The sequence below is a fragment of the Brucella pseudintermedia genome (assembly GCF_008932435.1).
GTDB classification, from domain to species: domain Bacteria; phylum Pseudomonadota; class Alphaproteobacteria; order Rhizobiales; family Rhizobiaceae; genus Brucella; species Brucella pseudintermedia.
Genome location: NZ_WBWE01000002.1, coordinates 121,043 through 143,780, shown reverse-complemented (window position 1 = coordinate 143,780; position 22,738 = coordinate 121,043). Strand labels below are relative to the sequence as shown.

Here is a 22,738-nt window from a genome sequence, read left to right as displayed (position 1 = left end):
ATCGCTCCACGCGGGCTTTTTTGCTTCGTGAGATTTGTTACTCGCCGCGCTTGAACGAGATGAATGCAAAACCGATCAACGAAATGACCGCGGCGGCAGACATGTAATAGCCGACATAGTCGAAGCTATAATGCGTTGCGAGCCAGGTGGCGATATAAGGTGCAACCGAAGCGCCCAGAATGCCTGCCAGATTAAAGGTCAGCGAAGCGCCGGTGTAGCGGACCGACGTTGGAAACGGTTCGGCAAGCGCTGCACCGATAGGGCCATAGGTAAGACCCATCAGGCCGAAGCCTATGATGAGGAATGCGAGAACACCAGCCGTACCAGCCATGAACAGGGGCGCCATGATGAAACCATAGAGGCCGATCAGGACCGTGACTATGATCATGACCGGGCGCATACCGAAGCGGTCAGAAAGCAGCGCAGCTACCGGGATCATCAGGCCGAAAAAGACCACGCCGGTCATTTGAAGAACAAGGAATTCTTCACGGCTGTAGCCAAGCGCGCGTGTGCCCCAACCCAGTGAAAAGACCGTCATGAGATAGAACAGGACGAAGGTTGCAACTGCACCGATGGTGCCAAGGAGAAGGCTCATCTTGTGCTGCTTGAACAAGGTTGCGACCGGCACTTCAACGCGTTCGGCCTTGTCGATTGCTTTCTGGAATTCCGGCGTTTCGGCAATCTTGAGGCGGATGAACAGGCCTACGCCGACCAGAAGGGCGCTGGCGATGAAGGGAATGCGCCAGCCGAAAGCAAAAAATTGTTCTTCGGTGAGAGCCTCAGCGAGAACGAGGAAGATGCCCGTCGCCAGAATGAAGCCAACCGGAGCGCCGAGCTGTGGGAACATGCCGTACCATGTCCGCTTGCCTTCGGGCGCGTTTTCAGTTGCAAGCAGCACCGCGCCGCCCCATTCACCACCGAGACCAAGACCCTGGCCCAGGCGGCACAGAGCCAGCAGGAGCGCTGCCCAGATGCCGATGGAGTCGTAGGTTGGAAGGAAGCCGATGGCAACCGTGGAAATCCCCATGGTCATGAGCGCTGCGACCAGTGTCGCCTTGCGTCCTACCTTATCTCCGAAGTGACCGAACAATGCGCCGCCGACAGGGCGGGCAAAAAACGCGATGGCGAAGGTTGCCAACGATTGGAGAAGCGCTGAATTGCCGTCGCTTGCAGGGAAGAAGAGGTGCGGGAATACGATCACCGCGGCGGTCGCATAAATATAGAAGTCAAAAAATTCGATCGTGGTGCCGATCATGCTTGCGGCCAGAACTCGGCGCGCGGAGTTTTTCTGCGGGGCCACCGCTACAGCGACTGTCATTGTTTCAGTTCCAATATTGCGGGCTGTCAAATTAAGGGGGGAGAGGAGCCCAAGATGTGGCTTCTTTAAAACCGCTGAATATAGAATCGCAAGCAGAAAAGGGCTTTTGAGCAATTTTGTGATTTCCAGCACGCTGTTTGGGAAAGAAAAGCGAAGACCGATAAAATTCCCGTCAGCGCTTTGGCTGGCCTTTCAATTACCGCAACGGGTGATTAGATTTCCGCTGTCATCTGTCACGAAAGCAAACATGCATCGAGCAAAGTATGATACCGGCTTGAGGGCGTCAGTGCGAGACCATGCGGTCCTGCGCTTGCCTTCCCGCATGCTCGCGACATTGCTTGCAATGCTGTTTCTTGTTTCCACGCAACTTTGTTACGCGATGGTGCATGACAGTCCCTCTCAGTCGATGCTTTCTGATTGTCACATGAACATGCCGCATGAGATGGACGCCACATCGGGCTCGGCGGATACAGGCAAAAGCGCGCCGATGGATCACGGCGCCAAAACACCGAATGCTTGTCTCATGATGACATGCGGCTGTGTTGTACAACTGGCAACGGATTTGCGCGCTGATGTTCCTTCACAGAATTTCGGATTACCGCCGCTCGTTGCAGCGTTAAGCGGCAAATCTCCGAACAGAGACCTGCGTCCGCCCATATCGCTTCAGGTTTGATCTTGGAATCGCCGCCGAAGTTTGGCGGCTATCATGATTGTTCTCTGGAGACTTACCATGACAGGAATTACACGTCGCCGCTTGTTGGCTCTGGCGGCTGGGGCGGCCTTTGTTACTGCCGTTCGCCCGTTTGACAGCTTTGCGCAAGATGGCCATCAGCATTTGGGTCACGGTGCGGGGGCCGCCTCCAACGCGCCTGCCGGACGGCTTTTACCTTTGCCGCCGCTGGTTGAGCCAGATGCGTCGGGTGTCGTCAAACTCAAGGTGCAGAAAGGGCGTCACAGTTTTGAAAAAGGAAGCGAAGCGGCATCTGCCGGCATCAACGGCGCCTATCTCGGTCCGCTCGTGCGCTTGAAGAATGGGGAAACGGTCACCCTTTCCGTAGAAAACGGCATGGATGAAGAGACCACACTTCATTGGCATGGGCTTTTCGTTCCATCCATGCTCGACGGCGGACCTCATAATGTGATTGCGCCGGGCGCGGTGTGGAGGCCGAAAATCACGGTGGATCAGCCGGCATCTTTCAATTGGTTCCATCCACATCTGCATGGAAACACCGCCCGTCAGGCACATATGGGTATTGCCGGTCTCATGATCGTGACCGACGGCAAAGATGCGGCACGCGGGCTACCCGAAGATTATGGTGTAGATGATATTCCGCTGGTGCTGCAAGATCGTCGGGTGATTGAAGGCGACAAGGTTTATCAGCCTGACATCATGGACCTGATGCATGGCTTCCGTGGCGACAAGCTCATCGTAAATGGCGTCGTTTCACCGGTGGCAAGTGTTCCCGCCTCCATCGTTCGCTTGCGTATCCTGAACGGGGCCAATGCGCGAAACTTTCATGTTCGTCTGGGTGACAAGCGACCTTTGCTTGTCATTGCGTCGGACGGCGGTTTCATCGAAAAGCCTGAGGCGGTCGAAAGACTGTCCATCAGCCCCGGTGAACGCTACGAAGTCCTGGTAGATTTTTCCAAAGACAAAGCGGTCGATTTGCTGACCTATGACAGCGACAGCGGCGGTGACGACCTGCATTTGATGCGATTTGTGGTGGACAATACTGTGCAAGCGAAAATCAGGACGCTTCCAGATCGCCTTGATGGCCCCGATTCCGCGAATGAGAAACTTTCCGTAAAACACCGCTCTTTCTTCTTTGACGAGCGAATGGCGGAAAATATGAAGCTGATGATGGCGAAACCGTCAGCCGACCCTCATGCCGGGCATAATATGGGTAACATGGACATGGGCTCGATGCAGTCTGGTGCTATGGATCATGATATGCACGGAGGCAGAAGTTCTGCCGATACAGGGCCAGTGCTTGAAGCTTTGACATCAGGCGTAAAGATGGCAATCGCAGGCAGACCATTCAATATGGATCGTATCGATGTCGAAGCCAAGCTTGACTCCTGGGAAATATGGGAGCTCACAACGAAGGAGATGCCGCATCCATTCCATATTCATGGGGCGTCGTTTCGCATTCTTTCTCTGAATGGCAAAGCGCCGCCAGCGCATCAATCGGGATGGAAAGATACTGCCTTGATCGACGGCAAGGCCCAGATACTCGTTCATTTCGACCGCGAAGCACCCAAAGGCCATCCATTCATGTTTCATTGCCACGTGCTGGAACACGAAGATGTGGGCATGATGGCTCAGTTCATAACAGTATAGCCGCGTCTGGCCGCGTGGCAGGTGTTTGTCCCGCGGCCACTCCGGCACTTTTTGTCGAACAATTTCGGGCGGCGTGCGTTGTTCTTTGATCACGAATGATCGATCAGGAGGAAACGATGCAGCCGTTATTGATTGCTTCAGCAATGATGCTTCTGACAGTTCCCGCCATTGCCGCGGATGTGAATATCAAACTCTATGAGGCGCTGCCGACTGGCCAGGGAAAGGAACTTGGTTCCGTCACGATTTCGCAGACTGCTGACGGATTGCTGTTCAAGCCCGATCTTAGAGGCATTCCTGCAGGTGAGCACGGCTTTCATGTGCATGAGAAAGGAAGCTGCGCACCGGCTGAACAGGATGGAAAAACTGTTCCCGCGCAAGCTGCCGGTGGACATTACGACCCCTCGCATTCCAAACATCACATGGGGCCGGAAGGCGAGGGACATCTTGGTGACTTGCCTCTGCTTAAAGCGGACGCACAGGGTAATGTGACGCAAAGCGTAACCGCGCCGCGTCTCAAATCGCTGGACGAAATCAAGGGCAGAGCGTTGATGGTCCACGTCGGAGGGGACAATTACTCCGATAAGCCCAAACCGCTTGGGGGTGGCGGCGCGCGTTTCGCCTGCGGTGTCATCCAATAATCGGGGTCGAGATTATCCCCAGTTTTCGATGTGAATTTTGGAACCATCGGAAAAACGGGATATGTGAAATGCCGAAGGATCGACAACCGGCGTTTCACCCGTAACCATATCGGCCACGAGCTTGCCAGCGCCCGGGCCGATACCGAAGCCATGTCCTGAAAAACCTGTTGCTACGATCAGCCCTGCAACATCTGGGAGTGGCGAGATGACCGGGATGACGTCCGGCATCGTATCGATGAGTCCGGCCCATTCCTGCGCTATCGTCGCCGAGGCGAAAGTCGGGATTGCCTGCTTGAGCTTCTTTAATACCTGAGCGTTGGCAGCCTTGTGTGGAGCAGGGTCGAGTGTACGGATTTTCTCGAAAATCGAGACCTGATCCGCTGGCCGGAGCTTCCACTGGAATGCTTCCTCAAAGAAGCGTTCACCAAACCGAAAGCGCAACGACCGCCATTCAGTCGAAAGCGAAGGTATGAAATCGCGGAAGAACCGGAAACTGTCAGGCACGATATCAGCGATAGATCCACCGAGGCTTGCAACCGTATAGCCGCCATCGAGCCTTCTGCGCAGGGCAAAGTCCGAAAACGCAATTGCAGGTTCGACGCCGGCATCAATGGGAGCCGTACGGAATACGGAAGAACGCACTTTCAACTGCGGCAGGTGGGCGCTGAAACTCGAAACGATAAGTCTCGACCAGGCTCCGCCCGCGACAACAACTGCCTCGCAACGCAGACGACCCTTTTCGGTAAGCACAGCTGTAACCCGACCATTGGTCGTCTCGATACCGCGTGCGGCACAGTTTTGCAGAATGACGGCACCGTGTTCTTGTGCTTTTGCCGCAAAAGCTGGAACCGCCTTTTGTGGCTCCGCCCGTCCGTCGAGCGGCGTAATCATACCGCCTGCGAGCCGACGATTGATGCCAGGTGCCAGTGCTCCGACTTGATTGGCGTTGAGAAGTTCCGTTTCAATGCCATGTTCTCGAGCTATCTTGATCCACTCCGCATAAAGAGCCATTTGCTCTTCTTTTTCAGCAGCATAGGCAATTCCGGTCACACGGAAACCGGTTTCGCGCCCCGTCCGCTCGTTCATGCCTTCCCATAGTCGCATGCTTTCGACGATGAGGGGCATTTCGCGGCTGTCGCGCCCGGTCCGGCGACACCATCCCCAATTGCGGCTCGATTGTTCACCCGCGATCTCCCCTTTTTCAAGGAGTGCAACAGGAATGCCGCGTTCGGCCAGAAAAAGGGCTGTTGAAACACCGATGACGCCGCCGCCGATGATGGCAATTTTGGTTTCTTGCGGCAATCTGTCAGCTGTCGCCACCTTATCTGTGACCGGCCCCATTTCGGTATTCTCCTGCAATGCGATTGGGTGATTTGAGCATATGGAAGGACTGTGAACATGGCTCGCTTTTTGCTCGCTTTCAACCGGCTATCCCGTTCCAGAAATATTTAGTTGCGATATTCCTGAGATAATACGTCCTGTTTTTGTAGCTTTCTGAAGAATGTGTCTCTATATCGGCTTGAACCGCAATCTGGATACGCGATCTTTCTTATGGACGCAGTACGCAACCCGAACGATGAAAGACAGGCTTCCGGTCATCCTGGTCCCATGCTGGTCCTGTCAGCTATTACTCGTCAGTTTGGCGCTGTGCGTGCGCTCAATGATATTTCTCTTGCTGTCGATGTGGGCGAGATAATCTGCCTGGTCGGCCATTCCGGCTGCGGCAAGACTTCCCTGCTGCGCATTATCGCGGGCATTGATGTTCCAGACAGCGGAACTCTCGCCATGGGTGGCCAGATGCTGGTCGGCCCATCCGTCTTTATCGAGCCTGAAAAACGGAACATTGGTGTCGTCTTTCAGGACTATGCTTTGTTTCCCCATCTGACCGTCAAGGAGAATGTCCTGTTCGGCCTGCGCAAAATGCCCCGCGACAAAGCGCATGCGCGGACAAGAGAGCTTCTTGAACTGGTCTCGCTGTCGCACATGGCGGAGCGTTATCCGCACATGCTGTCAGGTGGCGAGCAGCAGCGCGTTGCTCTTATCCGGGCCCTCGCTCCGAAACCGCAGCTTTTGCTGATGGACGAGCCGTTTTCGAACCTTGACAGAGGCCTGCGCGCCCGGGTTCGCCGCGAGACGGTGGCTTTGTTGAGGGCGCTCGGCACAACGGCGATAATCGTAACGCATGAAGCGGAAGAGGCGCTGTCGACCGGAGATCGCGTTATACTGATGCGTTCGGGCGAAATAGTTCAGAATGGCACGGCCCGCGAACTTCACGACCAGCCCGTAAACCGGTATGCAGCGGATTTTTTCTGTGACTTCAATGCGATACCGGGGACAATCCAAGGTAATGAACTGATAACGCCTTTGGGGACGATTGTCGCAAAGGGTGAGTTTAAGCCGGGTATAGAAGCGTTCGCCTATCTACGTCCGCGCGATTTTACGGTCCTGATCAATGGTGAGGCTGGCGAAGCTTCATTGCGTGGCCAAATTGAATCCCGCACGTTCCTCGGTGAGATCGAAGAACTGACCGTGCGGGTAAAAGGTGCAATGCCGCCTCTGCGCGTACGCACCGAACTGCGGCTTCCGGCATCTTCCACAGACATCGTGTTCCGCCCGCACTGGGACAAGGCGCTGATTTTCCCCAAATGATCGAAAATATCCGCTGTTGAAAGCGTTGCGGCAATTGACCGTCGTTGTGCCATCGTATAACTTGATTGCATAACTCATAATTTAATATGAAACAGGTCCATCTGGAGGTAAAATGTCCAAGTTTGCGCGTTCTGGCCTTGCTCTCGCCGCAGTCACGTTCTTTGCAGGAGCCGCCTACGCAGATGAAGTGAACATTTACACGACGCGCGAACCGGGCCTCATTCAGCCCCTGCTCGATGCTTTCAAATCGTCTACTGGAATCGCCGTCAACACGGTTTTCCTGAAGGATGGTCTGGCAGAACGTGTAGCTTCTGAGGGCACCAACTCGCCCGCCGACATTCTTATGACAGTGGACGCGGGTAATCTGGTCGATCTCGTTGACAAGGGGCTTACTCAGCCTGTCGATTCCAAAGTGCTGAAAGAAGCTGTTCCAGAACAGCTTCGCGACGCCAAGGATAACTGGTTCGCACTTTCTATGCGCGCTCGCGTCGTCTATGCCGCCAAGGACCTTGAGCTCGACAAGATCAACTATGAGGACCTGTCCGATCCGAAGTGGAAAGGCAAAATCTGCATCCGCGCCGGCCAGCATCCTTATAATACAGCACTCTTCGCCGACTATATTGCCCATTACGGTCCAGAAAAGACCGAAGAATGGCTGAAGGGGCTCAAAGATAATCTTGCGCGCAAGGCTGCCGGTGGCGATCGTGATGGCGCCAAGGATATCGTAGGCGGCATCTGCGATATTGCAGTCGCCAATTCCTATTATGTCGGCCTGATGCGTTCGGGCAAGGGCGGGGACGAACAGAAGACCTGGGGTGACGGCATCAAGGTTTTGCTGCCGACATTCAAGAATGGCGGAACGCAGGTCAATATCAGCGGCGCAGCCGTGGCAAAGAACGCACCGCACAAGGACGCGGCAGTAAAGCTGCTCGAATATCTGGTGTCCGACGAAGCCCAGCAGATCTACGCCAAGGCCAATTTCGAGTATCCGGTAAAGCCGGGCGCGCCGCTCGATCCAATCGTGGAATCCTTCGGTGAACTGAAGATCGACAGCGTCCCGCTTTCGGAAATCGTGAGCCATCGCAAGCAGGCAAGCGAACTGGTCGACAAAGTCGGTTTTGATAACTAAAAGCCGATTGAATAAGCAGACTAACGCCGGTGCAATCTATGCGCCGGCGTTGCACTAGAGCATTCCGAGCCGAAAGTGTGAACAGTTTTGCGTTCGGAGATGCGGAGAAACAAATAGATAGAGCGGTTCCAACGATTCCGATGTGAACAGGAAGTGCTCTATAGAGAGATCCATGGAAGCTTTTGCAGCCACGCGGAAACGAGTTTTGCAACCCGCAAGGGCAGGGCGCAGCTGGCTAAGGCTCTCGGCACTGGTCGCAATTCTGGTTTTGCTGCCGGTTGTTGCCTTGGCCATTGAAGCCATACAAGGATCGGCGGGGCTTTGGGCGCATCTTCTAGCCACCAATCTTCCAACGGCTTTTCTCGAAACTTTGGTTCTGCTCGCCGGCGTTGGCGTCATCGCTGCCGTTCTTGGAACATCAACAGCATGGTTGGTCACGGCTTATGATTTTCGTGGGCGCGGCGTGCTGGAATGGGCGCTTTTGCTTCCCTTGGCTGTGCCGACCTATATTGTCGCTTACGCCTATCTCGATATCCTGCACCCTATCGGCCCGGTGCAAGGTGCAGTACGCTTCATGCTGGGATATGACAGTCCGCGCCAGTTCCGCTTGCCCGATATTCGGTCGATGACCGGATGTATTATTCTTCTCGGCTTCGTACTCTATCCCTATGTCTACATCCCGACCCGGGCGATGTTTCTCACCCAGTCTGCCAGCCTTATTGAAGCGGCAAGAACTCTGGGGGTTAGCCGCAGCGGCATTTTCTGGCGCGTTGCGTTGCCGCTTGCTCGACCGGCTGTGGCGGTCGGGGTCAGTCTGGCCTTAATGGAAACGCTGAATGATGTGGGCGCTGCCGAATTCCTGGGCGTTCGTACATTGACGGTCTCGATTTACACCACCTGGATAACGCGTTCGGATTTGCCGGGTGCTGCCCAATTGGCGCTCGCTCTCCTGTTTCTGGTCGTTGCCCTTGTTTCAATCGAACGCTGGGGGCGCCGCAAGCAGCGCTTTGCTTCCAATATCCGCCATTCGCGTGGTTTCGAGCCATTGAGGGTCAGGAACGGGCGGGGCGCATGGTTGTTGTGTCTCTGCTCCCTTCCAGTCATCATTGGGTTCGTTTTTCCGGCATTCTACCTGGTTGTGGAAGCGGTCAAACGCGCCCGTTTTGCCGGTGTATCGCCGCGATTGGTTGGCGAAGCTTTCAATACCGTCGCGCTCGCGTCCGTAGCGACGGTGTTGGTGCTGATATGCGGAATTTTTGTCGCATATGCTGTCCGGCTTTTCCCTGGTGGAATTTCGCGCTGGTCTTATCGCTTGTCAACAATGGGATATGCGGCGCCGGGCACGGTGATCGCCATTGGCATTCTGGTAGTAGCCGGTAGCTTTGATCACCTCTTCAATCTGTTTACATCACATTTTTTCGGTTATTCGGCGGGGCTGGTCCTGATCGGAACTGGTGCTGCGGTCATCTATGCCTATGTCGTCCGATTTCTGGCTATCTCCGCGGGGGGGATCGATTCCGGGCTTGAGCGCATACCAGTGTCACTGGATCATGCGTCGCGCACACTCGGGCGTGGCGTTACCCAGACGTTTTATGCAGTTCATCTGCCGCTATCGAGAACAGCCATCGTAGCGGCAGGTCTGCTCGTATTCGTCGACTGCGTGAAAGAACTGCCCGCAACACTTCTGCTGCGTCCGCTCAACGTCGAAACCTTTGCAACGCATCTTTATGGCGAAGCCGCACGCGGAACTTACGAAGAAGCTTCCCTTGCTGCCCTCGCCATCGTGGCGGTTGGAATTTTACCCGTGATATTGCTCGCGCGTGTCGGGAGGCGCTTCGGCAAGCGTGTTTAATTTCCTGCAATTATCAGCAAAACCGGATGCAAAATTCCGTAATTCAGAATTGCTTAAATAGTTATCGATAATTTTATTCAGGGCATCAAGCACAGTTTGGATAGTGCTTTGGGTTGCATTTAACAAGAACTGCACCTTAGGCGGGGCAGGGGGCTGTATGTTCAAAGTTCTGGAATGCGTGACAGTACAGCACGACCAGCCTTTTGTAATTCTGGCTGCATCCATTTCTTTTGCAAGCATGTTTGCGTTTTTCCTGTTGTTGGCCCGTGCACGTGAATGCACCGAGGGCCGTCGTGACAACTGGATGGCGATCAGCGCATTTGCTGGCGGAGTGGGCGTGTGGGCAACCCACTTTGTGGCCATGCTCGCCTATAGCGGCACCGTGGCGATAGAGTTTGATTTCACTGCCACAGTTCTTTCGGCAGCGACAGCCGTTCTCGGCTTCTGGTTGACCCTGCGCCTGCTTAAGGGTGCCGCTTTTCAATACGCGCTGCTAGCTGCCGTGTCGGCTACGCTATCGATAGCCGCGATGCATTTCACAGGCATGAGTGCAATCAAGGCGGCTGCTGACACCCACTATGATCTTCCGCCGATCCTCGTAGGGGGCACAATATCGGTTTTGCTTTTGCTGGCCGCTTTCTGGCTGATGACGAATGCTTTCGGTTGGTTACGTATCCTGCTCCCAACTATAGGTGGAATACTGGCTGTTTGTACCCTCCATTTTACAGCCGTCGCGTCGACTGAACTGATTCCAAACCCGGCTCTACCTGCGGCCGATCCGCTCGGGACCGGACGTCTCTGGTTGGTTGTTACTATTGCCGCAGTGGTGTGTGGCGTGGCGCTGACGACAATTGCTGCTGTATTCGTGGACCGTTACATGACGGACTTAAAGGGTTTTGCGAACGCCACGCTGGATGGTCTGGCTGTTGTACGCGATGGCGGAATAGTCGAGATGAACGTCCGGTTCTCCGATCTCATGCGGAGAAGCGAAAAATCGTTGGCGGGTATTGAGCCGGATACTCTGTTATTGGCGGCCGATGGGCTTCCGGTCTGCGCTCACCGTCCGGAAGCCGTCGAGGCGGCTCCAAGATTCCCGAATGACGAGCGCATTTTTGAACTGGCTGTTCATACGATTGAGTACCAGGGACGACTTTGCGAGGTGCTGGCAGTGCGCGATCTTACCGAAAAGCGCACGGCTCAACGTCAGATTGAGCATATGGCACGGCATGACGCGCTCACAGATTTGCCCAACCGCATGTTTTTTGAAGAAAGGCTTGCGAATGCCGTTGCGCGCCCAAGCCGTGAACCTTTCGCCGTGCTGGCGCTCGATCTGGATCGGTTCAAGGCGGTGAATGACATTTTCGGTCATGCTGAAGGCGACCGGGTACTGAAGACGGTTTCCAGCATTCTGAAACGCTGCGTAAACGGAATAGATACTGCCGCACGCATCGGCGGCGACGAGTTTATTATCCTGCAAGTGGGCGTTCCGCAGCCCAGAGGTGCCCGGAAGCTCAGTGAGAAGATTCTAGAAACCTTCCGCTCGGAGATGAATACAGTGCTCGATCCGACTGCTGTCGGCGTCAGTATTGGCGTTGCCGTTTATCCGAATGACGGCAAGGATGCAGAAGCCATCCGGCATGCGGCGGATATCGCGCTCTATCGAGCGAAGACGGAAGGGCGGGGACGGGTTGCATTCTATTCCCCTGAGATGGACCATGAGATAAGAGAACGGCGCCAGATAGAAGCGGATTTGCGCCATGCGATGGTTCGCGGCCAGATCGGTATTGCCTATCAACCCTTGTTCGCGACGTCGGATGGACGTTGCACGGGTTATGAGGCGCTTGTTCGCTGGAACCATCCGGAACGTGGGCAGATACCTCCGGAAGTGTTCATTCCTATTGCCGAGGAAACAGGAGCGATCGTAGCGCTGGGCGAATGGGTTTTGCGTGAGGCCTGCCGCACGGCTGTCGAGTGGGACAGCCACCTGACCATCGCTGTAAACCTTTCGCCCGTGCAGTTCCGGCTCATCAGCCTGCCCGATACCGTCGGTTCCATTCTTGCGGAGACCGGCCTGGAACCGACGAGGCTGGAACTGGAGGTAACCGAATCCGCTTTGATGAAGGATCGAGCGACGACCCTTGAACTGCTACGCCGCTTGAAGAAACTGGGAGTCCGCATCGTTATGGATGACTTCGGAACCGGCTATTCATCGCTCAGTAATCTTCAAAGTTTCCCATTCGACAAGATCAAGATCGACCGTAGCTTCATCACCAGCATGGAAACGGATGTGAGCGCGAGAGCAATTGTGCGGGCTATAGTCGGTCTCGGGCGCAGCCTCGATCTGCCGGTGGTGGCTGAGGGTATCGAAACTTTTGACCAGCACCGCATGGTGATCGAAGAGGGTTGTGAACAGGTCCAAGGCTTTCTCTTCGGTCGCCCGGCCAATGCGCCTGCTCCAGCCGACCCATCTTCGCGCTATCGCAGCAAAACAGATGGCGGACAAGTAAAGGCCGGCTGATAAGCCCATTCTTGTGAGCAACTGCGAGATTTCGCTGTTTTCGGCACCGCCTTGCTGTGCCGAATTGTTACAAAGCTGTTATCTGGCGCGATGATGAATGAAATATTTACAGTGAAGTGCTGGCAGGCGGGAACCGCAAATTTCTCAAGCGCTGGAAGGGGTTGCGGTACGCCGGAGAGAGCCGGGCACCCAGAATAGAGTAGTGATTTCAACACGATATTTCGCGTGAACGCAATAATAAGTGAATTTATCCGAGGCAGCTTTCCGTGCTTGTAACACGTTGCGGCCACAAAGCGAAAGCTGAATGGGACGAACAGTATGAGTAATCGGATCGCAAGAAACGTTTAAGAATTTCTTCGATGCGAATTTTGGTCAAGTGGATGATGGAAACGATGCTCACTTCGCAACAATGGCTTCCGGTCGAGTTGCTCAATATCGGTCTGGCCGCTGCCCTTTTCTTTGCCTGCCTTGTTCACTCGCTGTGGAAGGCCGTCTTTGACGAGCTCAACCCGGTATTCTGGCGCCGGACGGCAGCTTTGCTCTGGGCTGGTATCTTCATTGTTGCGCTGAGCGGCGGAATTGAAAGCTTCAACTGGCCACAGGCGATTGGCTGGCTTCTCGTTCTCGGCGGCGTTGTTGCGACTGTCACGCGGACAGGCATGAGCTATTATCGCCAGTATTGCGCTCACACATCGCGCGGCGTCCATTCGGGTCGCGCCCGGCTTTCGGGACGGTGATCACCATGTTTGCAAAGACTTTGGAAATGCCTTTGCGGCTCCACCGCCCCTATAGCCTGCGGTCGTTTTTTATCCGCGCTTTTGGCTCTGTACGATCCCGTAAATATTCGTAGAGCGTGCTCCTGATCGGCAGTAGCCAAGAATGGGTCCTTCGGCTTCCTCCAATGCTGCCGCCATCGCATCCACATCGTCTTTGGTCAATTGACCGCCGATGACCGGAATATAGTAGGTTGCAAGACCCGCTTTCTCAGCCACGCGTGCGATTTCGCTGAATTCCGGTTGCTCCGGGCCGCCCTCACCATCGGGCCTATTGCAGATGATCGTGCGAAACCCCTCCGCGGCAATATCGCGAACATCGTCGGGTTCGATTTGCCCTGAAACCCAATAATTGTCGTCTATCTGGCGAATATCCATGTTTTCCTCGCTTGCCGGCCCACTTGCGACGGCTTGTCCGGTGGCAACTTACATTAAAGTCGTTTTCATGCCACATGAAACTGCTGGAAAAACGGGTGCGATGACGGGAGGGAAGGTCAATGACGTTTCACAAAGCTAGCCGGAGTACTCCACATATCGCGCATCGTATATCGGGCTCACGCGAGGATATGCGGGTGGTGCCGGAAGAGGTGCCTGTGGCGGTGAGCTATAACGGTTCAACTCAGGCCGTGATGATGGCCACCCCTCAAAATCTCGAGGACTTCGCCATAGGTTTCACGCTTACCGAGAACATTGTGGACGATATTTCCGAGATAGAAGCAGTCGAGGTCGTGACCTTTGAGAAAGGCATCGATGTGCAGGTTCGATTGGCTGAACGCCCTGAACAGAGGCTCGCCGCGCGACGCCGGTTCATGGCTGGCCCGGTCGGGTGCGGTCTCTGCGGGATAGACTCAATCGATCATGCATTGAGGCCCCTAAGGGGATTGAAGCAAGGTGGGCGATCATTCTCTCCCAGCGATATTTCAATGGCTGTCGCATCTCTTGCGGATGCACAACAGTTGAACTCTGAAACCCATGCAGTTCATGCGGCGGGTTTCTATATTCCGGGCCAGGGACTTATTGCGGTTCGCGAGGATGTGGGTCGCCACAACGCGCTGGACAAACTCGTTGGAGCTATATCGCTTAGTGGTTCTGCGCCGGGTGACGGCATCGTTGCAATTACCAGCCGTGTTTCTGTCGAGATGGTACAGAAAGCAGTTATGTTCGGCGCGTCTGTTCTGGCTGCGATCTCTGCGCCAACGGCGTTGGCCATTCGGACGGCTGATGAAACAAACCTGACGCTCGTTGCATTGGTGCGAGGGGATGACTTTGACGTTTATGCGCACCGGGAACGTATCATCATAGAAGGACCGGCCTTTTAATAAAGGCCGGTCGGTGCATGTTACACAAGCGCAGCAATACGGCTCCGCTCACTCACAAGCTGCAAAGCGGCATTCGCTGCCTCCACGCCCTTGATCTTGAAGTGGGCATGGAAGAAATCATGGTGCTCTTTGCTGTCGTGGAAATGATGTGGCGTCAGGACGACGCTGAGCACTGGGACCTCGGTCTCCAGGCCCACTTGCATCATGCCGTTAATGACGGCGGTCGCCACGAAATCATGCCGATAGATACCGCCATCCACCACCAAAGCCGCACCGACGATAGCAGCGTACTTTCCGGTCTTGGCCAAAGTCTTTGCATGAAGGGGGATTTCGTAAGCGCCAGGAACATCGAAAATTTCGACTTCCACGTTCGCGCCGGCTTTTGCGGAGAGTTCGGCAATAAAGCTCTTGCGGGCCTCATCGACAATATCGGCGTGCCAGCGGGCTTGGATAAATGCAATTTTGAATGAAGTCTTGTTCGGATAGCTCTGGTTCATAGGTTCCTCACGAAACTAGAAACAGGGCGCACAAAAGAACGCTTGGACGGTGTCCGAACGACACGATCCTGACGTTCAATCGCTCTCTTCCATCCGGACTTTAACCGTCGGCTCCGGCATTTCACCGGATCTGCTGACCCTGAACCATTACCGAATCGGCATATTATCCAGGCGCTCGCGGGCTCGAAACTTTCGCTTCATACCGCCGGTGGGGAGTTTCACCCCGCCCCGAGAACAAGCCAGCACACTATTGTGCAAGCGGCACAAAATTATGATTTCCTCATGGTCTTGTCCAGTATGACGAGAGATAATTTCGTACTGTTTTTTTCAATGTGAGATGTGGACAACGGGTGTGGGAGTGGAGCCCGACTACGTGTGGAAGCCCGTATCACGGCGGGGCAGCTAGCTCGGCTGGCCTTAAATCTGGATAGGTCGAACTTCTTTGATCAGGCAGTCAGAGCCGCGTTCTCTGACCACGGGGCTTGAGCGGTTTTTGTTTAACGAATCGTTGGAATGCTCTGTCCCTTTGTTTTCCGCATTCCCGGACACAAAATCGTTTCACACTTTTGCTGGAAATGCTTTCGGACAGCGCAGCCTCGATACTGCGCGTTAAAACTGTTATAAATGAAAAGAGCGCTTCCAACGAAGGAAACGCTCTTTTTCATGAGTGCCTGGAGGGCAAAAATGGGGCGCGTTAACGCAGGAAATCAAGTCCGAGAAGACCGACTGCAAGGGCAGTGTTGAGTGAAATGATCATCATTCCGTAGATGATGGCTGTTCTTGTAATATCGTTCATTTCCTACCTCCTTGAACCGGAGCGGCCCCCCACCCGGTTCGAAGCTTCGTGAAACTGTAACGAAATGTAACAAGCTGTTACGAGAAGCGCAACCCCGTTTTACACAAATGTGAACGGATGAAATCTCCCGTGAGGCGTCAAGTGTTGCGGCAATGCCGAATACGTCCAGCTGATAGCCGCAAAAACTGCTAATTTTGTCGCATATTCACTGCATTGTGAGACCGGTCCGGCTAGCAAAAATCAGTTGGGCGCTACATAGAATTGCGCACTTTCGCGCCCCAGTATTCGGAATATCGCTGTGAATCGCATCGTTCCTCTCGTGTTGGCCATAGCCCTGTTCATGGAACAGATGGATTCCAATGTCATTTCAACGTCGCTTCCCGCTATCGCTGCTGACATTGGCACAAGCCCCATTGCGCTCAAATTGGCATTGACGGCTTACCTTGTTGCATTGGCGGTTTTTATTCCAATCAGTGGCTGGATGGCGGATCGTTTTGGAGCCAAGAATGTATTTCGGACGGCAATAGCAGTATTCGTGGTCGGGTCCGTTGCTTGTGCCGCATCCAACTCGCTTGCCGCTTTCGTCCTTGCGCGATTTTTGCAAGGCATGGGCGGAGCGATGATGACTCCCGTCGGGCGTCTCGTTCTTATTCGGTCGACTCCCCGCAGCGAACTCGTTTCAGCCATGGCCTGGCTGACAATCCCTGCAATGGTTGGGCCACTTGTCGGACCGCCCGTTGGCGGTTTCATCACGACATTCCTGACCTGGCACTGGATTTTCCTCATCAACGTACCGATCGGTTTCTTGGGCATCTGGTTTGCCAGCCGGTTCCTTCCGGATAATGACGAGCGCATCGTAAAGCGTCTCGACTGGACAGGTTTCTTTCTTTCGGGCATCGCGATGTCCGGGGTAGTGTTCGGACTGTCAGTGGTCAGCCTTCCTGCTTTGCCGCCTGCGGTTGGATTTACCACTCTCTCGATTGGTATTGTTTGTACGGTCCTGTATCTGCAGCATGCGAAGAGGGTCGATGACCCTCTGCTGAACCTGAAGCTTTTCGATAATCAGGTGTTCCGCGCAGCGGTTATCGGCGGCAGCATCTTCCGGTTCGGGATTGGCGCCATTCCGTTTCTGTTGCCGTTGATGTTTCAGCTTGGTTTCGGTCTCACCCCGTTTCAGTCGGGTATGATGACTTTCGTTTCGGCAATTGGCGCGATCAGCATGAAATTCGGTGCAAAGCGCATCTTTGTCCGTGTCGGTTTCCGGCGCGCCCTGATGGCAGGTTCTTTGATCTCTGCCTGCTTCATCGCTGTCAATGGGCTGTTTACGCCGGCGACTTCATATTGGGTCATCATCGGTTTTCTGCTGGTCGGAGGCTTTGCGCGCTCATTGTTCTTCACGGGAGTAAACGCGCTGGCTTTTGCGGAAATACCCGATGAAAAGACCAGTCAGGCAACGCCCATCACTGCCGTTGCACAGCAGGTTTCTATCGCTATAGGCGTTGCGCTGGCAGGTGGTATTCTGGAAATCAGTACATCGCTTCGCGGAGCCCATCTCGAACTGGTGGATTTCCACATTGGTTTCTTTGTGGTTGCGGCTGTTTCGGCTGTGGCTTTTTTCTGGTTTGCCCGGCTCGCCCCGGATGCAGGCAAGGAACTCGCCGCGCCGACCGTCACAAAACACCGCAGCAAAGAGCGCGCAGCTATAGAAGCTGCAAATACCTCCACGGGAAAATAAGCTTTGGGTATTTCTAGCTTAAATTAATCTGCAACGCATTATCCTGCACAAAACTGATTCGCGCTTTTGGCCCGGAAATGCTCTAGCCTTTAAAATCGCGGGCCAGCAGATAAAGCTCGACGGATTCAGCACGGGACGCTGGCGGTTTTACATGATGCACGGAACGAAATTTCTGCTTGAGCAGTGCCAGGAGTTCGTTTTCTGTGCCGCCTTGGAATGTCTTCGTGAGAAAATGTCCGCCCGGCTTTAGAACCGAGATGGCAAAATCGGCGGCGACTTCGCACAGATGCACTGTGCGCAGATGGTCGGTTCGGCGGTGGCCGGTTGTCGGAGCGGCCATGTCGGAAATAACGAGATCGGGTTTGTCTCCCAGAGCTTCCATCAGCTTCCGCGGTGCTTCGTCGTCCAGAAAATCCATCTCCAACAGAACAACGCCGGGGAGGGGATCGACGTGGAGATAGTCTATGCCAACGACATGCGGGTCCTCGTCGGTCGAACCGACAAGTTTGGCCGCAATCTGCGACCAGCCGCCCGGCGCAGCGCCAAGATCGATGATCTTTTGGCCCTTTTTGAGCAGGTTATAGCGGTCGTTGATTTCAATAAGCTTGTAGGCCGCGCGTGAACGATATCCGTCCTGCTTGGATTTATGCACATAAGGATCGTTCAGATGGCGTTGAAGCCAACGGCGTGACGATTCCTTGATCGTGCCTGCCTTTTTCTTCACGCGCACCTGCAGATTGCTGGAGCCCGCGCCCCCGCGACCGCCAGTTTTCACTCCGCTTTTGTTGCCGCCTGTCTTGCTCATTTTTAGTGCCTGTTTCTAGCGCTTGCCGCGCGATTGTGCCGCCATGCGCCATCGCGCGACATCAGTTCGGTCAGAATGCCTTCACGCAGACCACGGTCGGCAACGAGTAGCTTTTCGCTGGGCCACACTTTGCGTATTGCGTCAAGAATAGCACAGCCTGCCAATACCAGATCAGCGCGATCCGCGCCAATGCATGGGTTGGCTACGCGGGCTTCAAAATCCCACGACAGCAGGCGGCTGGTCATCTGCGTTACGTCTTCCGCGTCCATCCACATTCCGTCGACCCGCCGGCGATCATAACGTTCAAGACCGAGATGAATGCCTGCCAGGGTGGTCACAGTTCCGGATGTGCCCAGTAGATGGAAGCGCGGGCTGGCCGTGAGGTTTCCAAGGCATTGCCGCTCGGCAAATTGCGTAAGCAGATCGGTTACATGGGAAACCATGGAATCGAAGCTTTCCTGCGTAACATTTCGTCCGCCGAAACGTTCCGCCAGCGTCACGACACCGACAGGAAGGGATGTCCAGGCCATGATATGTTCCGCAAGGCGTGGGGACCGTCGACGGGAAACGTCAATCAGTGCGATTTCAGAAGAGCCGCCGCCTATATCGAACAACACCACGGCATCAGTCTCGCGGGTCACCAGCGTGCCACAGCCGGAAACAGCCAGACGGGCTTCTGTTTGCCGGTCCACGATCTCCAGTTCAAGACCGGTTTCGGCCCGCACTCGCTTTAGAAATTGCTCGCCATTCGATGCCGAACGGCAGGCCTCGGTCGCGATCAGCCTTGACCTTCTGATTTTTTTGCCTGCCAGCTTGTCGCGACAAATCTTCAGCGCTTCCACGGCGCGATCCATTGCATTGTCACTGAGCCGCCCAGTGGTGCTCAAACCTTCTCCAAGCCGCACGATCCGCGAAAACGCGTCCACGACACGGAATTGCCCCGGTCTTGTCGGCGATGCTACCAGCAACCGGCAATTGTTGGTGCCGAGATCCAAAGCCGCGTAAAGCGGAGCGTCACCCTTGTCGTGCTGCACACCGTTGCCGGCCTTGGATGCCTGCCCGTTAATGCCCCTACGCTTGCCTTGAACCGGGACATGCGGGTTCTCCGTACGCACAGCATTGTGCGAAGTCTTGACTGTTGCTTCAGCCGCCAGAGGCGTCTGGGCACCAAGTTGCCGCGATTGCTTCTTTTTACGCGCACGACGGCGGCGATTCGAGATTTTCCCGGAAGGTCGCTGCTGGTTGTTGCCTGCATCTGCAACGACCGGCTTTTGCGACGAGGTTTCAAGGCCCGGTACGGATTTGCCGCGCCGACGCCGACGCGCACGTTTGCGCTGGGCCTGCGAACCCGAGCCGTCGGTTTCGTCCTGTGATTTTGAGCGTCCTGAATCGGATGCACTACGGGCATTGCCGATGTCTGCAACGGCTTTTTTGCGCGGTCTGCGCTTGCCGTTATCGGACGGATTCCGGGTTTGCGAATTGCCCGATTGTCCGCCGGACGCCCCTTGGTGCACCGTTTCGGCGGCGCGCTCGTCGGGGTTCTTCAAGGTTCTTGTCCTTATGGCGCCGCGCGAACCTGTGAGGACGCAAGCAAGGCGCTTCAATTTCTACGTTGTGCATAATGTAACAGTGGTTTTCTGTTTTACCAAGGGGCAGGCTGTCGGGAGCCGCCGGAAAATTTTGAATACACGTATGAAATTTGATTCAACGGCGTGCCGGGGGCTTTCGCTGGTGGCGAAAGCCCTTACGGGATCGACGTGTCTACAGGTTAAATATCGTATGTATGGGCTGCGTTGATTGTCGCGACGAATTGTTTTGTGCGCTCACGCGCGGGCCGGGTGAAAACTTCGTGCGCGGAGCCGGTTTCAACTATGTTGCCCGACTCCAGAAAGACGACATTTTTCGCAATCTTGGACGCAAGCCGCAGATCATGTGTCGCGATGACCATGGTCGTGCCTTCCTTGGCGAGCTTGCTCAAAACATCGACGACTTCCGACGCCAATTCAGGGTCAAGGGCCGAGGTGGGTTCGTCGCAAAGCAACACACGCGGCGAAGGTGCCAGTGCGCGCGCAATGGCGACGCGTTGCTGCTGCCCTCCCGAAAGGGTCGAGGGCCAAGCGTCTGCCTTGTGCGCCATGCCCACTTTGGTAAGCAGCTCCATCGCACGTTCCTTTGCCTTGTCCTTCGGCCATTTCAGGACTGTGACGAGCCCTTCCATCACATTCTGGATCGCGGTCTGGTGCGGAAAGAGCTGGAAGTTCTGAAAAACCATGCCAGTCTGACGACGGATAGACTGGATCGCTTGCCAGTTGGGCTTGCGGTCAGGCTCGAAACTTAGGCTCTGTCCGCCCAGAACGAGAGTGCCAGACGTCGGCACTTCCAGCAGATTGATGCAGCGCAGCAGCGTGCTCTTGCCGCCGCCGGACGGCCCAACCAGCGCTGTTACTGTGCCTTCCGCAATTGCAACGTTGATGTCGTTGAGGATGATTGCGTCGTCAAAACGCTTCACGATGTGTTGCAGCTCGATCATGCGTTCGTCTCCAGCGTGCCGCCATAGCGTCCGAATCGTCGTTCCAGCCGCACCTGCAGGGCAGAGAGAACGGAACTCATGACCAGATAGATCAAAGCCGCTTCAATATAGAGGATGAGAGGTTCGTAAGTGGTGGCGACGATCCGTTGTGCGGATTGGAAAAGCTCCGGCACTGTGATTGCTGCGGCGAGCGAGGTGTCCTTCACCAGCGAAATGAAGGAATTGGAAAGCGGCGGCACTGCCGTCCGGGTTGCCTGTGGCAGAACGGTGCGCGCGAGGGCCTGACGCCAACTCATGCCGATGGAATAGGCCGCTTCCCACTGGCCTTTCGGAACGGCTGATATCACAGCCCGGATAATCTCCGAACTATAGGCGCCGACACTGAGCGTGAAGCCGATTACTGCTGCTGGAAAAGCGTCGAGATAAATTCCTGCGCTCGGCAGGCCGTAAAAGATCACGAACAGCTGCACAAGCAACGGTGTGCCGCGAAATATCCATACATAAAAGCGGGCAATTGACGAAAGCCAGAGTGGTGCGAACAACCGTACGAGTGCTGTCAACAGCCCCAATGTCAGGCCAAAAGCAAAGGACAAAAGAGTAAGCGGTATGGTGAAAATCAACCCAGCCCACAGAAGGGTGGGCAGGGATTCCGCCATCAGCTGAAGCCAATCGGGCACGGTTTCGGCTCCTCATTAATACCCAGAAGTCAAACTGAAATGAAGCTTCTCGCTCTTATCTTATACAGTCTGACAACCATGTCTCTGGAATAGTTTTTCGCGATCACAATAAAACGAAGCCGGAAGTGGCTTCCGGCTTCGTGAATTGAACGGGACAACGCTTACTTGGAAACGTCCTGGCCAAAATATTTCTGCGAAATCTTGTCGTAGGTTCCGTCGGCCTTGATTTCATCGAGAGCCTTGTTGATGGCCGCCACCAGTTCGTCGTCGCCCTTACGGACAATGATGCCCGACGCGTCCGCATTTTCCTTCTCTGCAACCACCTTGACCGGAGCGTTCGGCTGGTGCTTCTTGAAATCGAGGAACGACAGGCTGTCATTAAGCGTCGCGTCGGCGCGCCCCGTCAAAACCAGCTGGATCGACTGGTCGAAACCGTCAGTAGCAACGAGTTCGGCACCTGCTTCCTTCGCAAGCTTTCCATAATTGCTGGTCAGGGACTGAGCCGATTTCTTGCCCTTGAGGTCCGCGAAGTCCTTGATCGTGTCATTCTTGTCGTTGACGATCAGAACGACTTTCGAAACGATATAGGGATTGGAGAAGTTGAACTTCTTTTGGCGTTCTTCGGTAATGCCTACCTGATTGATAACGGCGTCATAGCGTTTAGCATCAAGACCTGCGATGAGGCCGTCCCATTTGCCTTCAACAAACTCAGGCTTTACGCCGAGTTTGGCGGCGACTGCTTCACCGATTTCCACGTCGAAACCAACAAGCTTGTTGTCCTTGTCGTGATAGGTGAATGGAGCATAGGTGCCTTCAGTCCCAATTTTCAAAACACCGGCCGACTTGATGGCATCGAGATTTTCTCCAGCCAAAGCGCCAGTGAAGAGAACGGCCAGAATGATGCCTGCGGTAGCGAGAATCTGAGCGAATTTCATAGTGGTATCCGTGATCTGGTTGATTGCCTATTGATCGCAGAAATTTAATTCTAATGATGCGTCAAAACCGGGTCGCAATGCCCGTCAATTGAGAGTTTGTTTCTAATTATAGACGCTGTTATGGAATTGTATTCTATCTAGGGTATTTGTCCAGATAGGGAAGAGGAAGGCGCTTCCATTTGCGTGCGAGATTCTGGCTTGTGGAGCAAGCCTGAAAATGAAAACG

At 54.7% G+C, this 22,738-nt stretch carries 19 protein-coding genes and 1 riboswitch; of the genes, 10 read left to right on the top strand and 9 right to left on the bottom strand.

Features of this window, described 5'->3' with window-relative positions; genetic code table 11:
- Positions 1 to 37: 37 nt before the first annotated feature.
- Positions 38 to 1,318, bottom strand: coding sequence for an MFS transporter (locus F9K78_RS03215; protein ID WP_121985288.1), 1,281 nt, complete (start codon positions 1,316 to 1,318; stop codon positions 38 to 40).
- 247 nt (positions 1,319 to 1,565) lie between these two features.
- Between F9K78_RS03215 and F9K78_RS03210 the strand changes: the two genes are divergently transcribed.
- From F9K78_RS03210 to sodC, 3 genes are all read left to right on the top strand, one after another.
- Positions 1,566 to 1,991, top strand: a complete 426-nt coding sequence (locus F9K78_RS03210) for a hypothetical protein (RefSeq protein ID WP_121985289.1) — start codon at positions 1,566 to 1,568, stop codon at positions 1,989 to 1,991.
- A gap of 57 nt (positions 1,992 to 2,048) precedes the next feature.
- Positions 2,049 to 3,659 (top strand): multicopper oxidase CueO, encoded by a 1,611-nt coding sequence (gene cueO, locus F9K78_RS03205; protein ID WP_121985290.1) that lies wholly within the window; start codon positions 2,049 to 2,051, stop codon positions 3,657 to 3,659.
- Positions 3,660 to 3,775: 116 nt separating this feature from the next.
- Complete coding sequence (sodC, locus tag F9K78_RS03200; protein ID WP_121985397.1) at positions 3,776 to 4,297, top strand: superoxide dismutase family protein; 522 nt, start codon at positions 3,776 to 3,778, stop codon at positions 4,295 to 4,297.
- Positions 4,298 to 4,309: 12 nt separating this feature from the next.
- Here the strand turns inward: sodC and F9K78_RS03195 are convergent, their stop codons facing one another.
- Entirely contained in the window at positions 4,310 to 5,638 is a 1,329-nt protein-coding gene (locus F9K78_RS03195) for an NAD(P)/FAD-dependent oxidoreductase (protein WP_121985291.1), read from the bottom strand.
- A 210-nt stretch (positions 5,639 to 5,848) separates the two neighbouring features.
- Here F9K78_RS03195 and F9K78_RS03190 point away from each other — a divergent pair, with 210 nt between their 5' ends.
- The 5 genes from F9K78_RS03190 to F9K78_RS03170 all read left to right on the top strand — a co-directional run bounded on the left by F9K78_RS03190 (position 5,849) and on the right by F9K78_RS03170 (position 13,182).
- Complete coding sequence (locus F9K78_RS03190) at positions 5,849 to 6,946, top strand: ABC transporter ATP-binding protein (protein WP_121985292.1); 1,098 nt, start codon at positions 5,849 to 5,851, stop codon at positions 6,944 to 6,946.
- 112 nt (positions 6,947 to 7,058) lie between these two features.
- Positions 7,059 to 8,075 carry a Fe(3+) ABC transporter substrate-binding protein gene (locus F9K78_RS03185; RefSeq protein ID WP_121985293.1) on the top strand — a complete coding sequence of 339 codons (1,017 nt, stop codon included), beginning with the start codon at positions 7,059 to 7,061 and terminating at the stop codon, positions 8,073 to 8,075.
- Between the two features lie 172 nt (positions 8,076 to 8,247).
- The gene (locus F9K78_RS03180) at positions 8,248 to 9,927 is read left to right on the top strand and encodes an ABC transporter permease (RefSeq protein WP_121985294.1); all 1,680 of its coding nucleotides are present in this window, start codon (positions 8,248 to 8,250) and stop codon (positions 9,925 to 9,927) included.
- A 157-nt stretch (positions 9,928 to 10,084) separates the two neighbouring features.
- On the top strand, positions 10,085 to 12,445 hold the full coding sequence (locus tag F9K78_RS03175) for a bifunctional diguanylate cyclase/phosphodiesterase (protein WP_151682090.1): 2,361 nt from the start codon (positions 10,085 to 10,087) through the stop codon (positions 12,443 to 12,445).
- A 359-nt stretch (positions 12,446 to 12,804) separates the two neighbouring features.
- A complete protein-coding gene (locus F9K78_RS03170) occupies positions 12,805 to 13,182 on the top strand; it encodes a hypothetical protein (protein WP_174813346.1) in 378 nt (125 codons plus the stop codon).
- Between the two features lie 69 nt (positions 13,183 to 13,251).
- Here the strand turns inward: F9K78_RS03170 and F9K78_RS03165 are convergent, their stop codons facing one another.
- Positions 13,252 to 13,596, bottom strand: a complete 345-nt coding sequence (locus tag F9K78_RS03165) for a protein tyrosine phosphatase family protein (RefSeq protein WP_121985296.1) — start codon at positions 13,594 to 13,596, stop codon at positions 13,252 to 13,254.
- Between the two features lie 119 nt (positions 13,597 to 13,715).
- On the opposite strand from F9K78_RS03165, the gene fdhD reads away from it, so the two are divergent.
- A complete protein-coding gene (gene fdhD, locus F9K78_RS03160) occupies positions 13,716 to 14,537 on the top strand; it encodes a formate dehydrogenase accessory sulfurtransferase FdhD (RefSeq protein ID WP_121985297.1) in 822 nt (273 codons plus the stop codon).
- Between the two features lie 20 nt (positions 14,538 to 14,557).
- On the opposite strand, the gene F9K78_RS03155 is transcribed toward fdhD, so the two are convergent.
- The gene (locus F9K78_RS03155) at positions 14,558 to 15,034 is read right to left on the bottom strand and encodes a 6,7-dimethyl-8-ribityllumazine synthase (protein WP_121983042.1); all 477 of its coding nucleotides are present in this window, start codon (positions 15,032 to 15,034) and stop codon (positions 14,558 to 14,560) included.
- A gap of 77 nt (positions 15,035 to 15,111) precedes the next feature.
- Positions 15,112 to 15,274: riboswitch (FMN riboswitch) on the bottom strand.
- 854 nt (positions 15,275 to 16,128) lie between these two features.
- Here F9K78_RS03155 and F9K78_RS03150 point away from each other — a divergent pair.
- Complete coding sequence (locus tag F9K78_RS03150; protein WP_121985298.1) at positions 16,129 to 17,565, top strand: DHA2 family efflux MFS transporter permease subunit; 1,437 nt, start codon at positions 16,129 to 16,131, stop codon at positions 17,563 to 17,565.
- Between the two features lie 82 nt (positions 17,566 to 17,647).
- On the opposite strand, the gene F9K78_RS03145 is transcribed toward F9K78_RS03150, so the two are convergent.
- The 5 genes from F9K78_RS03145 to F9K78_RS03125 form a co-directional block, all read right to left on the bottom strand.
- Positions 17,648 to 18,370 (bottom strand): RlmE family RNA methyltransferase, encoded by a 723-nt coding sequence (locus F9K78_RS03145; RefSeq protein WP_121983040.1) that lies wholly within the window; start codon positions 18,368 to 18,370, stop codon positions 17,648 to 17,650.
- A 2-nt stretch (positions 18,371 to 18,372) separates the two neighbouring features.
- Complete coding sequence (locus F9K78_RS03140) at positions 18,373 to 19,917, bottom strand: Ppx/GppA phosphatase family protein (protein ID WP_151682047.1); 1,545 nt, start codon at positions 19,915 to 19,917, stop codon at positions 18,373 to 18,375.
- 221 nt (positions 19,918 to 20,138) lie between these two features.
- Positions 20,139 to 20,900 carry an amino acid ABC transporter ATP-binding protein gene (locus F9K78_RS03135; protein WP_121983038.1) on the bottom strand — a complete coding sequence of 254 codons (762 nt, stop codon included), beginning with the start codon at positions 20,898 to 20,900 and terminating at the stop codon, positions 20,139 to 20,141.
- Positions 20,897 to 21,577, bottom strand: a complete 681-nt coding sequence (locus tag F9K78_RS03130; protein ID WP_121985300.1) for an ABC transporter permease subunit — start codon at positions 21,575 to 21,577, stop codon at positions 20,897 to 20,899. Before F9K78_RS03130 ends, F9K78_RS03135 begins: the two co-directional genes overlap by 4 nt.
- Positions 21,578 to 21,738: 161 nt before the next feature.
- On the bottom strand, positions 21,739 to 22,512 hold the full coding sequence (locus tag F9K78_RS03125; protein ID WP_121985301.1) for an amino acid ABC transporter substrate-binding protein: 774 nt from the start codon (positions 22,510 to 22,512) through the stop codon (positions 21,739 to 21,741).
- Positions 22,513 to 22,738 lie beyond the last annotated feature (226 nt).

What these genes read in the sequence shown, in the direction of transcription:
- F9K78_RS03215 (WP_121985288.1), bottom strand. Translation starts at nt 1,318, where the DNA reads ATGACAGTCGCTGTAGCGGTGGCCCCGCAGAAAAACTCCGCGCGCCGA.
- F9K78_RS03210 (WP_121985289.1), top strand. Translation starts at nt 1,566, where the DNA reads ATGCATCGAGCAAAGTATGATACCGGCTTGAGGGCGTCAGTGCGAGAC.
- cueO (WP_121985290.1), top strand. Translation starts at nt 2,049, where the DNA reads ATGACAGGAATTACACGTCGCCGCTTGTTGGCTCTGGCGGCTGGGGCG.
- sodC (WP_121985397.1), top strand. Translation starts at nt 3,776, where the DNA reads ATGCAGCCGTTATTGATTGCTTCAGCAATGATGCTTCTGACAGTTCCC.
- F9K78_RS03195 (WP_121985291.1), bottom strand. Translation starts at nt 5,638, where the DNA reads ATGGGGCCGGTCACAGATAAGGTGGCGACAGCTGACAGATTGCCGCAA.
- F9K78_RS03190 (WP_121985292.1), top strand. Translation starts at nt 5,849, where the DNA reads ATGGACGCAGTACGCAACCCGAACGATGAAAGACAGGCTTCCGGTCAT.
- F9K78_RS03185 (WP_121985293.1), top strand. Translation starts at nt 7,059, where the DNA reads ATGTCCAAGTTTGCGCGTTCTGGCCTTGCTCTCGCCGCAGTCACGTTC.
- F9K78_RS03180 (WP_121985294.1), top strand. Translation starts at nt 8,248, where the DNA reads ATGGAAGCTTTTGCAGCCACGCGGAAACGAGTTTTGCAACCCGCAAGG.
- F9K78_RS03175 (WP_151682090.1), top strand. Translation starts at nt 10,085, where the DNA reads ATGTTCAAAGTTCTGGAATGCGTGACAGTACAGCACGACCAGCCTTTT.
- F9K78_RS03170 (WP_174813346.1), top strand. Translation starts at nt 12,805, where the DNA reads ATGCGAATTTTGGTCAAGTGGATGATGGAAACGATGCTCACTTCGCAA.
- F9K78_RS03165 (WP_121985296.1), bottom strand. Translation starts at nt 13,596, where the DNA reads ATGGATATTCGCCAGATAGACGACAATTATTGGGTTTCAGGGCAAATC.
- fdhD (WP_121985297.1), top strand. Translation starts at nt 13,716, where the DNA reads ATGACGTTTCACAAAGCTAGCCGGAGTACTCCACATATCGCGCATCGT.
- F9K78_RS03155 (WP_121983042.1), bottom strand. Translation starts at nt 15,034, where the DNA reads ATGAACCAGAGCTATCCGAACAAGACTTCATTCAAAATTGCATTTATC.
- F9K78_RS03145 (WP_121983040.1), bottom strand. Translation starts at nt 18,370, where the DNA reads ATGAGCAAGACAGGCGGCAACAAAAGCGGAGTGAAAACTGGCGGTCGC.
- F9K78_RS03135 (WP_121983038.1), bottom strand. Translation starts at nt 20,900, where the DNA reads ATGATCGAGCTGCAACACATCGTGAAGCGTTTTGACGACGCAATCATC.
- F9K78_RS03125 (WP_121985301.1), bottom strand. Translation starts at nt 22,512, where the DNA reads ATGAAATTCGCTCAGATTCTCGCTACCGCAGGCATCATTCTGGCCGTT.